Origin of the sequence: Treponema socranskii subsp. socranskii VPI DR56BR1116 = ATCC 35536 (assembly GCF_000468115.1) — a bacterium.
In the GTDB taxonomy this organism is placed as follows: domain Bacteria; phylum Spirochaetota; class Spirochaetia; order Treponematales; family Treponemataceae; genus Treponema_D; species Treponema_D socranskii.
Genome location: NZ_AVQI01000030.1, coordinates 17,020 through 31,464 on the forward strand (window position 1 = coordinate 17,020; position 14,445 = coordinate 31,464).

12 protein-coding genes and 1 tRNA gene are annotated in these 14,445 nt (G+C 50.4%); 5 read left to right on the forward strand and 8 right to left on the reverse strand.

Annotated features, from left to right (window positions below; all coding sequences use genetic code 11):
• The first annotated feature begins 126 nt into the window (after positions 1 to 126).
• A complete protein-coding gene (uvrB, locus tag HMPREF0860_RS04705) occupies positions 127 to 2,124 on the forward strand; it encodes an excinuclease ABC subunit UvrB (RefSeq protein ID WP_021495546.1) in 1,998 nt (665 codons plus the stop codon).
• Between the two features lie 77 nt (positions 2,125 to 2,201).
• Here uvrB and HMPREF0860_RS04710 read toward each other — a convergent pair whose 3' ends face one another.
• Complete coding sequence (locus tag HMPREF0860_RS04710; protein WP_021330087.1) at positions 2,202 to 2,627, reverse strand: bacteriohemerythrin; 426 nt, start codon at positions 2,625 to 2,627, stop codon at positions 2,202 to 2,204.
• Between the two features lie 17 nt (positions 2,628 to 2,644).
• Positions 2,645 to 2,833 (reverse strand): hypothetical protein, encoded by a 189-nt coding sequence (locus HMPREF0860_RS04715; protein ID WP_021330092.1) that lies wholly within the window; start codon positions 2,831 to 2,833, stop codon positions 2,645 to 2,647.
• Positions 2,834 to 3,047: 214 nt separating this feature from the next.
• Between HMPREF0860_RS04715 and nrdD the strand changes: the two genes are divergently transcribed.
• The 4 genes from nrdD (at position 3,048) to HMPREF0860_RS04735 (ending at position 7,129) form a co-directional block, all read left to right on the forward strand.
• On the forward strand, positions 3,048 to 5,210 hold the full coding sequence (nrdD, locus tag HMPREF0860_RS04720) for an anaerobic ribonucleoside-triphosphate reductase (protein ID WP_021330019.1): 2,163 nt from the start codon (positions 3,048 to 3,050) through the stop codon (positions 5,208 to 5,210).
• The gene (gene nrdG, locus HMPREF0860_RS04725) at positions 5,210 to 5,704 is read left to right on the forward strand and encodes an anaerobic ribonucleoside-triphosphate reductase activating protein (protein WP_021330011.1); all 495 of its coding nucleotides are present in this window, start codon (positions 5,210 to 5,212) and stop codon (positions 5,702 to 5,704) included. Before nrdD ends, nrdG begins: the two co-directional genes overlap by 1 nt.
• A 173-nt stretch (positions 5,705 to 5,877) precedes the next feature.
• On the forward strand, positions 5,878 to 6,705 hold the full coding sequence (locus HMPREF0860_RS04730; protein ID WP_021330079.1) for an ATP-binding protein: 828 nt from the start codon (positions 5,878 to 5,880) through the stop codon (positions 6,703 to 6,705).
• Positions 6,706 to 6,760: 55 nt separating this feature from the next.
• Positions 6,761 to 7,129 carry a DUF488 domain-containing protein gene (locus HMPREF0860_RS04735; protein WP_021495551.1) on the forward strand — a complete coding sequence of 123 codons (369 nt, stop codon included), beginning with the start codon at positions 6,761 to 6,763 and terminating at the stop codon, positions 7,127 to 7,129.
• 134 nt (positions 7,130 to 7,263) lie between these two features.
• On the opposite strand, the gene HMPREF0860_RS04740 is transcribed toward HMPREF0860_RS04735, so the two are convergent.
• The 6 genes from HMPREF0860_RS04740 to rpsA form a co-directional block, all read right to left on the reverse strand.
• Positions 7,264 to 8,655 carry a GntP family permease gene (locus HMPREF0860_RS04740; protein WP_021330014.1) on the reverse strand — a complete coding sequence of 464 codons (1,392 nt, stop codon included), beginning with the start codon at positions 8,653 to 8,655 and terminating at the stop codon, positions 7,264 to 7,266.
• A gap of 149 nt (positions 8,656 to 8,804) precedes the next feature.
• A tRNA-Arg gene (locus tag HMPREF0860_RS04745) sits at positions 8,805 to 8,878 on the reverse strand.
• 109 nt (positions 8,879 to 8,987) lie between these two features.
• Entirely contained in the window at positions 8,988 to 9,743 is a 756-nt protein-coding gene (locus HMPREF0860_RS04750; protein ID WP_156002058.1) for a hypothetical protein, read from the reverse strand.
• Positions 9,744 to 9,791: 48 nt separating this feature from the next.
• Complete coding sequence (locus HMPREF0860_RS13210; protein ID WP_021495544.1) at positions 9,792 to 10,472, reverse strand: tetratricopeptide repeat protein; 681 nt, start codon at positions 10,470 to 10,472, stop codon at positions 9,792 to 9,794.
• A 14-nt stretch (positions 10,473 to 10,486) separates the two neighbouring features.
• Positions 10,487 to 12,040 carry a sigma 54-interacting transcriptional regulator gene (locus tag HMPREF0860_RS04760; protein WP_021330053.1) on the reverse strand — a complete coding sequence of 518 codons (1,554 nt, stop codon included), beginning with the start codon at positions 12,038 to 12,040 and terminating at the stop codon, positions 10,487 to 10,489.
• Positions 12,041 to 12,060: 20 nt separating this feature from the next.
• Positions 12,061 to 14,418 (reverse strand): 30S ribosomal protein S1, encoded by a 2,358-nt coding sequence (rpsA, locus tag HMPREF0860_RS04765; RefSeq protein WP_021330039.1) that lies wholly within the window; start codon positions 14,416 to 14,418, stop codon positions 12,061 to 12,063.
• Positions 14,419 to 14,445: the final 27 nt, after the last annotated feature.

Sequence of the window (14,445 nt, forward strand, 5' to 3'; positions counted from 1 at the left end):
TTAGCTATATCGATTTACCATACTGCACCGGCACTTTATCAACTTTTTAAATAGAGTTCGGAAAATCGATTTCCCCGGAAGGCAGACCCTTTTGCCTTTTACCGCACGGTACGGTATATTTACGGTATGCGCAAATTTCACGTAGTGTCTCCGTACGAACCGGCGGGCGACCAAAAACAGGCGATCGACGCGCTTGCCGAAGGTTTTTTACGCGGCGACAAATACCAAACGCTCAAAGGCGTAACCGGAAGCGGCAAAACCTTTACGATGGCGAAAATCATCGAACGCGTGCAGCGTCCGACGCTCATCATCAGCCACAATAAAACCCTTTCCGCGCAGCTGTATCGCGAGTTTAAAAGTTTTTTCCCCGACAACGCCGTCGAATACTTCGTTTCATACTACGATTATTATCAGCCGGAAGCATACGTGCCCGCACGGGATTTGTATATAGAAAAAGACGCGTCGATAAACGATGAAATCGACCGGATGCGCTTGGCTGCAACGTACAGCCTTATGGAGCGGCGCGACGTCGTCGTCGTTGCAACGGTGTCGTGCATCTACGGTCTGGGTATGCCGGACTTATACAAAGAGATGCGCGTACACATCGAAAAGGGAGAATCGCGCACTACACATACGATCGCAGAAGAACTTATTGCGCTGCAGTACAAGCGCAACGACGCCGTATTGGAGCGGGGCAATTTCAGAATCCGCGGCGACGTCATGGAAATCTTTCCGGCGTATATGGAAACGGACGAAGCGTATAAAATCGAATTCGATTGGGATGAAGTCGCAAAGATAAAGCGCTTCAACGTGATGACGGGAAAGACGATCGAAGATTTGGACGAAACGGTCATCTACCCCGCACGCCACTTTGTCGTACCGCACGAACTGCTCGTCGCCGCAACCGAGCGCATACAAAGGGAACTCGACGCTCGCCTCGCCGAACTTGAAGCGCAAAAAAAACCGCTCGAATACGAACGCCTCAAAACGCGCACGACGTACGATATCGAAATGATGAAAGAGATGGGCTACTGTCCGGGCATCGAAAACTATTCCGCACCGATCACGGGACGAAAAACGGGAGAGCATCCTGCGACGCTCCTCCACTATTTTCCCGACGATTTTTTGTGCATGCTCGACGAAGCGCACGTCACCGTCCCGCAGCTCGGCGCGATGTACGAAGGAGATCGGAGCCGAAAACAAAACCTCGTCGATTTCGGTTTCCGCCTGCCGAGCGCGCTCGATAATCGCCCGCTCAAGTTTGCCGAATTTTCCGCAAAGCTCAACCAAGTCATCTACGTGAGCGCAACGCCCCGCAAAGAAGAAGTAAAACAGAGCACGCAAGTGGTCGAACAGCTCATCAGACCCACCGGCCTTCTCGACCCGATCGTCGACGTGCGCCCGAGCGAAGGCCAGATGGAAGACATCTACAACGAAATCAAAAAGCGCATCGCAAAAAACGAACGCAGTCTCGTTCTGACGCTGACAAAAAAAATGGCCGAAGATTTGACCGACTACCTGCTCGGTCTTTCGCTCAAAGTAAAATACATTCACTCCGAAGTCGAAACTTTCGAGCGCGTCGAATTATTAAAAGGGCTGCGTGCGGGAGAGTTCGACGTACTCATCGGCATCAACCTTTTGCGCGAAGGGATCGATTTGCCGGAAGTATCGTTTATCGCGATCCTCGATGCCGATAAAATCGGATTTTTGAGATCGGCGACGAGCTTGATCCAAATCATCGGACGGGCGGCGCGGAATGCGGATGGAACGGTCGTCATGTATGCGGACAGGATGAGCGATGCGATGCAGGAAGCGCTGAACGAAACGAAACACCGGCGCGAAATTCAGGAAGCGTACAACAAAGAACACGGCATTACGCCGAAAACGATCGCAAAAGCGGTCGAAGATATTTTAGTGCACGAAGAAAAAGAAGCCGAAGAAACGGCGGCGGTCGAACTGGCCGTCCTCAAAAAAAGCGCGAACCTCTTTGTGCCTTCTCAGCGCAAAAAGCTTATCGCCGCTCTTAAAAATGAAATGGCGGAAGCTGCCGACCGTCTCGAATACGAAAAGGCCGCCGTCATCCGCGATCAGATACGCGACATCGAAAATCAATACGGAACATAAAAAAACCGCCGAACGCGAATCGATCGGCGGCAATTTTGATAAGGATCGAAACGGAAACGGTCACTTTCCGCTGCGCTTTACTGCTGCTCCAATTTTTGCGAAACGAATTTACCCCAAATGCGGTCGGCGCGCGCGATGTGCATTAAAACCCAGTTTACGATAAAAGAATAAAATTTGAGCGCATCATCCTGAGTACCGCCGTCGAGTTTGCGGACCTGTATTTCGACTTCCCGCACAAACGCGTCATGCGCAACCTTATGCGTACTCGTCGCGGGATAACCGTACTTTGCCATAAATTTTTCTTCTTCGGTAAAGTGGTAAACGGTGTAATCGGTCAATGATTTAAGCACTTTCGACATCTTCAGTTTATAATCTTCGGGAGATCCTTCCACTGCATCATAGAGCTCGTTTGCAATAGCGAGCAGCCGCTTATGTTGACCGTCTATCTCCGGTATATTCAAAAGATAGGAATCGTCCCACTGAACCTTTGCAACCTTTTCCATAGCATACTCCCATTAATTTAGAGACCCTTTAAAACAGAACTCACCGCAAGCAAAGCGCCGCCTGCAAACGTGAGCCAATAATAGCAGCGACCCTGCTGCAAAAAGCCGAGATTGATTCGTCCCATCAACATGACGCTGATAAAGCCGACGGCTATCAATACAACGGCGATCCACCATGTCGTCGATTTCGGCGCATTTGTTTTCATGTTATACCTCTCAAGATGATTTTCAGCACCCGCTGATTTTTTATCATAACTACATTTTCAAATCATGTCAAACGCCTTTTATATGAAATATATTTTTTACTTGACTAAAAACGCTATATCTGGTAGCATCACTCATAATAGGCGCTATATATAGCGCTAAAACTATATCGATATCAATTTTATATCGATTTCACCGAAAATATCAGGGGAATATATGAAAATCATAAAACGAAGCGGCGCGGAAGTTCCGTTCGACCGATCGAAGATAACCGTTGCGATTTCAAAAGCGAATGTTCAAGTGCCGGAAACCGAGCGCCTCACACAAGCTCAAATCGATTCCGTTGCCGATGACATCGAAATCGAATGCGCGAGAGGCGGACACGCGCTCGACGTCGAAACGATTCAGGACCGCGTCGAAAACGGTATCATGAGGTGCGGTGCATACAACGTCGCAAAAACCTATATCACGTACCGCTACCGCCATGCGCTCATGAGAAAAGCGAACACGACGGACGCGCAGATTTTAAGTTTGCTCGACGAAAACAACGAAGAAGTCAAGCAGGAAAACTCGAATAAAAATCCGACAGTCGTCAGCGTCCAGCGCGACTATATGGCCGGAGAAGTGAGCAAAGACATCACGAGGCGCTTTTTGCTCGACGAAGATATCGCAAAAGCGCACGCCGAAGGCATCATCCACTTTCACGACGCCGACTATTTTGCGCAGCACATGCACAATTGCGACCTCGTCAATCTCGAAGACATGCTGCAAAACGGCACGGTCATCAGCAATACGAAAATCGACCGGCCTCATTCGTTTTCAACCGCGTGCAATATCGCGACGCAAATCATCGCTCAAGTTGCAAGCTGTCAGTACGGCGGCCAGAGCATTTCGCTTGCACACCTCGCGCCCTTTGTAGACGTGAGCCGCAAAAAAATCGAAAAAGAAACGAAAGAGATGATCGCGACGACGAAGCTTTCCGTAACGGATGAGCAATTTTCATACATCGTCGAAAACCGTCTGCGCGATGAAATAAAGCGGGGCGTGCAAACGATCCAATACCAAGTGATTACGCTGATGACGACGAACGGACAGGCGCCCTTCGTCACGGTCTTTATGTATTTGAACGAAGCGAAGAGCGCGCAGGAAAAATCGGACTTGGCGCTCATCATCGAAGAAACGCTCAAACAGCGCTATCAGGGCGTCAAAAACGAAGCTGGTGCGTGGATTACGCCCGCCTTCCCGAAACTCATTTACGTGCTCGAAGACGACAACGTCGAGCGCAATTCGAAATATTATTATCTCACCGAGCTTGCTGCAAAGTGTTCGGCACGGCGTCTCGTGCCCGATTACATTTCCGAAAAGAAAATGCTCGAACTCAAAGAGGGCAACTGCTATCCGTGCATGGGCTGCCGCTCTTTCCTCACGGTTTATCGCGACGAAAACGGCAAGCCGAAATTTTACGGCCGCTTTAACCAAGGCGTTGTTACGCTGAACCTCGTCGATGTCGCCTGCTCTTCGGGCGGCGATACGGAACAATTTTGGCGCATTATGGACGAGCGGCTTGAGTTGTGCCGCCGCGCGCTCATGATCCGCCACAAGCGCCTTCTCGGAACGAAAAGCGATGCGGCTCCGATTCTGTGGCAAAACGGAGCGATCGCGCGCCTGGCAAAGGGTGAAAAAATCGATAAGCTTTTGTTCGACGGCTATTCGACGATTTCGCTCGGATACGCGGGACTCTGCGAATGCGTGCGCTATATGACAGGAAAATCGCACACCGATCCCGAAGCGACGCCCTTTGCACTGGAAATCATGCACCGCTTAAACGATGCGTGCGCCGAATGGAAAAAAGAAACGACGATCGCCTTTTCGCTGTACGGCACGCCGCTTGAAAGCACGACGTATAAATTCGCCAAGTGTTTAAAACAGCGCTTCGGCATCATCCCCGGCGTTACCGATAAAAACTATATCACCAACAGCTACCACGTGCACGTCACCGAGCCGATAGACGCGTTTGCAAAGCTGACATTCGAATCGCAGTTCCAAGAGCTTTCTCCCGGAGGTGCGGTCAGCTATGTCGAAGTGCCGAACATGGAAAATAATATGGAAGCGGTTATGACGCTTTTAAAACATATCTACAACAATATCATGTACGCGGAGCTCAATACGAAAAGCGATTTTTGCCAAAGCTGCGGCTTTACCGGCGAAATTCATATCGCTTCCGATACCGACGGCAAGCTCGTGTGGGAATGCCCTGCCTGCGGCAACCGCGATCAGGCGAAGATGAACGTAGCGCGCCGTACTTGCGGCTATATCGGCACGCAGTACTGGAATCAGGGACGCACGCAGGAAATAAAAGAGCGCGTGCTGCACTTATAATGTACTACGGCGCTATCAAAAAAACGGATGTGGCCGACGGAGAAGGAGTACGCGTTTCGCTCTTCGTCTCCGGCTGCCGCAACTGCTGCAAGGGATGCTTTCAAAAAGAAACGTGGGATTTCCTCTACGGCAAGGAATTTACAAAGGAAACCGAAGATGAAATCCTCTGCGCCCTCGAACCAGATTATATCGCGGGTCTTACCGTGCTCGGAGGAGAGCCCTTCGAAGAAGAAAACCAGCGGGATATCCTCCCCTTTTTGCGCCGCGTCAAAAAAGCCTTTCCGCACAAAACGATATGGTGCTACACGGGCTACGTGTATGAAGCGGATTTGCTTTCCGGCGGACGGAAACACTGCGAAGCGACGGACGAAATGCTCTCCCTCATCGACGTACTCATCGACGGACCTTTTATCGAAGAAGAGCGGGACATAACGCTCGCGTTCCGAGGTTCTCGAAACCAGCGCATCCTGTATTTGAAAAACCGCAGCCGGTAAATTGCCGTCCGCATATTTTTAGGCCGAATGTCGCGTTTTTCAAAATGCGTTGTTTTTACAACGTATTCATTCTTTAAAAAGCGGTATAATTTAACAAGATTGAATTATACCGATAAAACAACGTTCGCTCAAAAACGCTTGTTAATTAACACGAAAACTTTTACGGAAAAATTATGAAACGGCAAATCATTCATATCGATCGGGAAAAATGCAACGGCTGCGGCGCCTGCGTGACCGCATGCCACGAAGGAGCTATCGCCATGGTAGACGGCAAAGCGAAACTCATCCGCGACGATTACTGCGACGGCATGGGAGACTGTCTCCCCGAATGCCCGACGGGGGCTATCACTTTTGAAGAGAGGGAAGCCGCAGCCTACGATGAAAAAGCGGTTGAAGTTCACAAAGCCGCGCGCGCCGCCCTTCACGCGCGGCAGGAAGAGTGCAGCCCCGAAAGAAGTTTCCATCGTGCGGGAGGATGTCCCGGATCCGCTTCGCGCACCTTCGATCGAGATGCCGCATCTCCCCTGCATGAGCACCGTCCGACTGCCTGTCCGGGTTCCGCACTCCGATCGTTTGATCGGGAAGGCGCCGACGCTTCGCCCTTCCCGTCTTTTCAAGCGATGCCCGTCCCCTCATCGCAGCTTCGGCAGTGGCCGGTACAGATCAAACTCGCCCCGCTCCGCGCTCCGTATTTCGACGGCGCGCATCTTTTGATCGCGGCGGACTGCACCGCTTACGCATACGGAAATTTTCACAACGATTTTATCAAAGGTAAAACGACGCTCATCGGCTGTCCGAAACTCGACGAAGGCGACTACACGGAAAAGCTTGCTGCGATTATCGGTGAAAACAATATCAAAAGCCTCACCGTCGTCCGCATGGAAGTACCCTGCTGCGGCGGCATCGAAAACGCTGCGGTAAACGCGCTTAAAGCGAGCGGAAAATTTATTCCGTGGCACGTCGTCACCGTTTCATGCGACGGCCGTATTTCGGACGAATAAAAATAAGCGCGGTGTTATTGCGGAACTTGAGCGATAAAAGTATGATATGGTAACTATGAAAGGAAAATTGCTTATCAAACGGGTATATCTTCCCGCATCGGACGATGACGGAGAACGCTGTCTCGTAGACCGCCTGTGGCCGCGAGGATTAAAAAAAGAAAATGCCGCCATCGACGGTTGGCTCAAAGATATCGCGCCGTCGAACGAAATTCGAAAAGATTTCAATCACGAACCGGAAAAATTTCCGATGTTTCGTGCCGCATACAAAAAAGAACTTTCAAAAAACGAGGGAGCAAAACAATTTGCACTCGAATGCGCGGAAAAGCTCAAAACGAAAAACGTAACGCTGCTCTACGGCGCCAAGGATGCCGAACACAATAACGCCGTCGTACTCCGCGATTGGATTTTGCAAAAAATTACATAGGTCGAATTTCGAGTTTTAAAAGTATTATCTAAACAAATGTATGCTTTCGGCGGTGCCACGGATTGCGAAAAGACGGGAGCAAGGCCGGCTCAAACGCTGTTAGCTTTTAACACGGCCCCGTCTCCCGTTTTTCATCAATGCAGGAAAAGAGAAAGGATGAATATTTCAATAACGCCTGCGATACCGAGCACGAGCGTACCGAGCGTCTGCGTTTTATAGCCGCGTTCGGGCGACATGGCACCGAAGTTCGTGACCACCCAGAAGTACGAATCGTTCGCGTGACTTACGGTCATAGCACCGGCGCCGATCGCCATACACGCGAGAGCCGCCCGTACCGGAGAATCGAGGCCGAGTACCGGAAGCAGCGGCGCGATGATGCCCGCAGAAGTCACGAGCGCGACGGTCGAAGAGCCTTGAGCCGTTTTCAAAATCGCCGAGAGGATAAACGGGAAAAAAATACCCATCGTCTGAAGCACCGTCGCGTGTATTTTGATATAGTTTACCATATCGGAGGACGCGATAACTTTTCCGAGCACGCCGCCGGCAGCAGTGATAAACAGGATCGGGCCGGTCACTTTGAGTGTTTCTTCCACGATCGCATAAAAATCCTTTATTTTATCGGCAAGCTTGAGCTGCAGCACCGCAAAGGCAGTACCCACGCCGAGCGCGATAACCGGAGTTCCGAGAAATTTAACAATATCGATTCCGAAGCCTTTCATCTTTGCCATCGTAACGATAGAGGATGCCGCCATGAGGATAACGGGAACGACGATCGGTGCGAGCGCGTTAAAACCGTTCGGAAGTTTTTTAAATTCGGCGACGAGCTGTTCGTAGCTTTTCGTCACCTGCCCCGCATCGGCTTCATCGTCTGCACGGACGCGGGCGCCGATATATTTGGCAAAAAAATAGCCTGCGATAAGCGGCAAAATAGAACACAGCGCGCCCATACCCATGACGAGCAAAAGGTTATCGCCGATACCGAGCGTATTCGCTGCAGCGATAGGACCCGGCGTCGGCGGGATAAATACGTGCGAAATATACAAACCGAACGAAAGCCCCGCCGTCATCGCGACGGAAGAAGCGGCGGTTCTGTTGACAAGCGCTTTGCGGATGGGGTTCAAGATGACAAAGCCCGAATCGCAAAATACCGGAATGGAAACGACCCAGCCCATAAGTTCTACGGCGAGAACGGGATGATTTTTTCCGACGAGATGAATGATCATATCGGCGAGCTTCAGTGCAGCTCCCGTTTTTTCAAGCACCGATCCGATGAGCGCGCCGAGGATGATGACGATGCCGATACTCGTAAAGGTACCGGCAAAGCCCGCTCCGATGACGTTTGCAAGTCCCTGCACCGTTTTTCCGTCGGCGGTTTTCACGTTGACGAGCGGAATGCCGGCGATCAAACCGAGCAGCAACGAAATGCACATGATCGAAATAAAGGGGTGAATTTTAAATTTTGAGATCGCAAACACCATGACGATGATCGCAATGACAAAAACGAAAATAAACGGTAAGCCTGTCATGTATAACATCCTTTTTTTGCAATTATACTAACACGAGTTTTTCGATTTTGCAAGAATTTTTTTACGGAAAGCGCCTGTCGGGATCGTACGGAATAATAACGGTTCGCGACACGAAAAAGCGGCGCCGCAGCTTTTGTGCGGCATCCGATTGACGCATGGCGGACTCGAACCGCCTACCTACTGCTTAGAAGGCAGTTGCTCTATCCAGATGAGCTAAAGCGCCGTAGGGCTTATACTACAGCAAACGCGCGATTCTTGCAAGACGGAAGTTGCTAAACTGCGGTACCGCATCGTTAGATTCGATCTGCGTAACGCAATGCGAACGCGCGTCGTTAGTTATCTTCCGTGCCGGCATTAACGGCGACGGTTCCGAGGTGCAGCACTTTGCTGTAATACGTCGTGTACGTCGTATCGCGGCCGACGGATACGGCATACATATCGACAAAATAGGTGTTGGGATACGAGCTTGAAAATCCGGAACTCGAATGACTGTAGTCGTCCTCTCCTTCCGCAGGCGTGCGGTCTTCCGCTCCCGTCCTGCCGAAGTCGAACGAATATCGGTTACCTTCCCGTTTCGGCACCATCGTCGCAACGATACTGCTGTCGCCGGCATAACCGACGATAATCTTTGCCTTATAACGAGCATCATTCTGATAATTCGTCAAACGAATATAGATGCGCCTGTCCGCACCGGTCGATGCGATAAGGGGAGTGGTCGTAACCGAATCGGTTCCGAGCTGCCGATATTTATACTTGCCGGTAAGCAAAGTCGCCGCAGAAGAAGGATCGGTCGAATTGTTTGCGCTGCTCAACGCGGAAGTGACACTGCCGATCGATTCGTAACGATTGTAGATCTTATAGTAAACGGCCGTTCCCAAAAAATTAAACGAAGGGCTTATACCTGCATTGCCAGTTTCGTTCGTCACAAAATCGAAATATTTATTGTCATACGTCGTATCGGCATTCGGCGTGTTGTATATACGAAAGGGCGCTTCGAGCACATAATACTCTTCCAGTCCGCAGCCGAAAAAACAAAGGCAGCATATTGCAAGAGAAAACAATTCGTATAAGTGATATTTTCTCCGCATGCCGCCGCCCATTCTCATGTAAAAAAAACAATTATATGGATATATCGGTTACTCGGTTTTACCTTCGGTTTTCAGCGCGATAAGGCGCGTTTCGGCAAGGTTCGTCCACACATCTCCGAGCGCGCCTGCACTAAGCTTCGCATACGATTCGGAAGCTTTTTTATAATCGCCGAGCGCTTCGTATGTACGCGCTTCGGAAAAACGCGCGTGAGAAGCGAGCGGAAAATCTTTTACGTCCGCAGCTTTTCCGTAGCTCGCCGCCGCATCCGCAAGGTTTCCGATATTTTCATCGCAGACCGCCATATTGTAATAGGCAAGCGGCGCCGTATACGACTTCGCGCCTTTCGCTGCGGCAGCCGTCCAATAGGATTTTGCCGCCGCGTAATCTTTGCGCCCGTAGGCGATGCCGGCAGCGATCATATTCGCCCGCACTCCGACAACGCCGCCTTTTGCAAGATACGGCGTGAGCTTCGTCATTGCATCGCTTCTCTTTGATTCGATTTCCGCGTCGGAAAGGGACGCCGAATCGTTCGTGAGCTCGTATTCGACGGTATCGACAAATGAAATGCCCTTTGCCCGCGAAGACGAAACGACGGCGGCGGAAATGCCGTATACGACTATTGCAGCAATGACGACAGCCAGCGAAACGATAATCGGCATGCGGTGGCGCAGCATAAACTGCGAAAGGCGTTCACCCGCAGTCGCTTTTTCAAATTTTTTTTCAATCATATCTACTCCCGTATTCACATCTCTTCCGACAGTTCTTCCCGATCGCGAAGATCGTTCAGCAAGCGCGAAACGTATGTCCGCTGGATGCCGAGTATTTTTCCCGCTTTCGTTTTATTCCAAGCGGTTTCTTCCAAAATCTTGCGCACATAAGCGCTTTTAAATTTATTAACCGCTTCTTTCAGCGAACGATCGCCGCATTCGTTCGATGCAAATTCTCCCGCCATGCGTTCGATTTCATCTTCGCCGCTTCCGCGCTCTTCATAACCGATGCGCAGATCGAGCGCATTGATAAGAGGCGGCGTGCCGAGCACGCATGCGCGTTCGATCGAATTTTCGAGTTCGCGGATGTTCCCCGGCCAATAATACGAATAAAGGGCATCCATCGCCGAACGCGAAAAGCCGGTAAAATTCTTTTTTGTCTCTCCCGAAAACTTTTGCAAAAAGAAATCGGCAAGAGCGGGAATATCCTCTTTGCGTTCACGAAGCGGCGGCACTTTTAAAGGTATACCGCTCAGGCGGAAATACAGATCGCTTCGAAATTTTTTCTCGCTCATCATCGCTTCGAGATCGCGATTTGTCGCCGCGACGACGCGCACGTCGACGGACACGGTTTTGCTCGATCCGACTTTTTGAAACTGCTTCGACTGTATGACGCGAAGCAGCTTCGCCTGCAGTTCGAGCGGCATCTCTCCGATTTCATCGAGAAATATCGTCCCGCCGTCTGCCGTCTCGAAGTAGCCTTTGTGATCGGCTTTCGCATCGGTAAACGCACCCTTTACGTGCCCGAAAAGCTCGCTTTCGAGCAGCGAGGGAGAAAGAGCTGCGCAGTTGACGCGCACAAAGGGCTTTCCCGCACGATCGCTTTTTCGGTGTATCTGTTCGGCAACGAGCTCTTTTCCGACGCCGCTTTCACCGGTAATGATAATCGAAAGATTCGTCGTCGCGATGCCGTCGATCATCTTCAGCAGATCCAAAATGACCGGGCTCTTTGCGATAAACGGATGATAATCGCTTCCCGCCGAAAGCGTATTTTGCAGCGCGGAAATTTTATTTTGCGCGGACTGATACTTCGCCGCGTTCCTATACGCTATGCCCGCTTGGCTGCACAGCATATTGAGTATTTCGAGATCGTCGCCGTCGAAATATTCGCCGCCCGCTTTATTTATCAATTCGATGACGCCGATGCACTCATCGCCGACGCACAGCGGAACCGCTATCATCGTTTTGGAAACATAGCCGGTTTTATGCTGTACGTGATCGGAAAAACGCGGATCACGCGTAACATCCCGCAAGATAAGGGGCTGCCGGTGAGATGAAACCCAGCCTGCAATACTGCTTTTATCGACGGGTATGTCCTTCGCTTCCGCACCTTTCGGTCCGAGTGCGATGACAAAACGCAGCGTACCGTCATCGTTTACGAGAAGCAGCGACGACGATTCGCAGTGAACGAGACGCATCGCCGCTTCGAGAATATATACGAGCAGCGCGTCCAAATCGGCGTAATTCGAATTGATTCTGTTGTTGATTTCGATGAGCGTATTGAGTTCATCTAAACCAATCGAAGTCATCTCGGTTTTCGGTAAAAGTATCAGTCTTTTTTCTGCGTCTGCAGAAAGTCGCCGAACGTATACGCGCCGTCGTTTTCATCCGGCTTTGCGATATACTGCGAAATGGCCGCACGCTCCTGCGCTTTTTTAAATTCGCGCACGGAAAAAGCGATCTTTTCTTTTTCGACGTTGACATCGACGACGTACACGTTGATCTTGTCGCCGACTTTATAATTTTTTACCGCCTCTTCAAAGGGTACGTTACGGTCTTCGCTCAAATTCGTTTTATTGACCAGACCTTCGATGCCTTCCGGTGCTTTGACGAAAATGCCGAATTCCGTGATCGACGTGATTTCGCCTTCGAGCGTGGAACCGGGCTTATGCGCTTCGGCAAAGAGCTTCCACGGATTGTCGGTAAGCTGTTTGATGCCGAGCCGAATACGATGACTTTCCGCATCGTTTTCGATGACAACCGCTTCCACTTCCTGATCCTGCTCGAGTTCGCTTCCGGGATGCTTTACTTTTTTCGTCCACGAAATATCGTCTCCGTGCAAAAATCCGTCGATGCAGTCTTCAAGTTCGATAAAGGCGCCCGCATTCGTGATCTTTACGACTTTGCCCTTTACGCGGCATCCGACAGGATATTTTTCGCCGATCGTATCCCACGGATTCGCCGTCACCTGCTTTAAGCCCAGCGATACGCGGCCGGCTTGAATATCATAGCCGAGGATCATGCATTCCACTTCGTCTCCGACTTTTACCATGTCGGACGGCTTATTGACTTTTTTCGTCCACGAAAATTCGCTTATGTGCACGAGCCCTTCGATGCCCTCTTCAAGTTCGATAAAGGCGCCGAAGTCGGTAAGTTTCGTCACTTTGCCCTTTACGACATCGTTGACGTGATAGGTATCTTCAAAGTGCATCCACGGATCTTCGGTAAAGTGCTTGAGCGAAAGGTTGATACGCTTTTCGGCTTCGTCCATGCGGATCACTTTGAGTTCGATTTCCTGCCCTTTTTTAACAAAATCTTTCGGACGGGCGACGTGCCCCCAGCTCATATCGTTTATGTGAAGCAAGCCGTCGAATCCGCCCAAGTCGATAAAAGCGCCGAAACTCGTAAAGCTCTTTACCGTACCCTTTACCGTATCGCCGATCTTTACGTTCGAAAAGAATTCATCGCGGGCTTTATCGATCTGCTCTTCGAGATATTTTCTGCGATTGACGACGACGTTCGCTTTGTTGTCGGAATACAGCCGTTCGATATACATTTTGCTTTCGGTACCGATGAGCGATTCGGGCTTTTCGACCTTTTGGCTGTCGGACTGGCTGATCGGCAAAAACGCACGGATGCCGCCGCCCAAATCGACTTCAAAACCGCCTTTGACAACCTTTGTCACCGTACCGTCTATAGGTGCTTTATCTTTAAACGCTTGGGTAATGTCTTTCCACAAACGCTTTTCATCGGCCTGTCGCTTGGAAATCTCCGGACCGTTTTTGCCGAATTTATTGACGAGTTTAACCGTAACCGTATCCCCGACTTCCGGCGCTTTTGAACCGAACTCCGATTTGGGGATTCTGCCTTCCGATTTGCAGTTTACATCGACAAATACGGTATCGTCGGTAACCGCGACGACCGTCCCGTCGACGAGCTGTCCGTTTTCCGGCGTGCTCAAACTGTTCAGAGATTCTTCTAATTGTGTCTGGAACTTATCCTTGGAGTCCTGGTTTTGTTCCTTTTCCACTTCCTGTGTTTCCATCTTTGACCCTTTTTCGTGAATTTGATTTAATATTATCTCACAAACTTTCTCTATCGTCAAGGTGGATGTATCGATATATACGGCGTCGGGAGCGACGACGAGCGCGCCTTCTTTTTTGTTTTTATCGATTTCGTCGCGCTTTTTTATCGCTTCTTTGATCTCTTCGAGCGTCATACCGCTCACGCCCTGTTTGAATCTCCGCTCAGCCTGTACGTCGAGCGACGCGTCGAGATAGAATTTACAGTCGGCATCAGGAAATACGACGGTCGTCATATCGCGTCCTTCCGAAACGATGTCGAGCGATTTTGTTAATTCTTGCAGGCGGGCGTTGACAAAACGGCGTACTTCGGGAAACGCGGACACGCCTGCCGCGTGAGCGCTCACTTCGTCCGAGTGCAGTAAGGATTCGACGTCATCGCCGTTTAGAATCAAATGCGAATCGACGTAATCGAGTTTTTGTTTTTTGCAAAAATCGACGACCGCCCGTTCGTCATTCAAATCGATGCCGTTTTTTAAAAGCGCGAGCGTGAGCGCGCGGTAAAAGCTTCCGCTGTTTAAAAACGTAATGCCGAGCTTTTTCGCAAGAAGAGATGCAATCGTGCTTTTGCCGGTACCCGCCGGACCGTCTATCGCAATAACCATATATCCTCCCTTATCATCGTTGTCGTC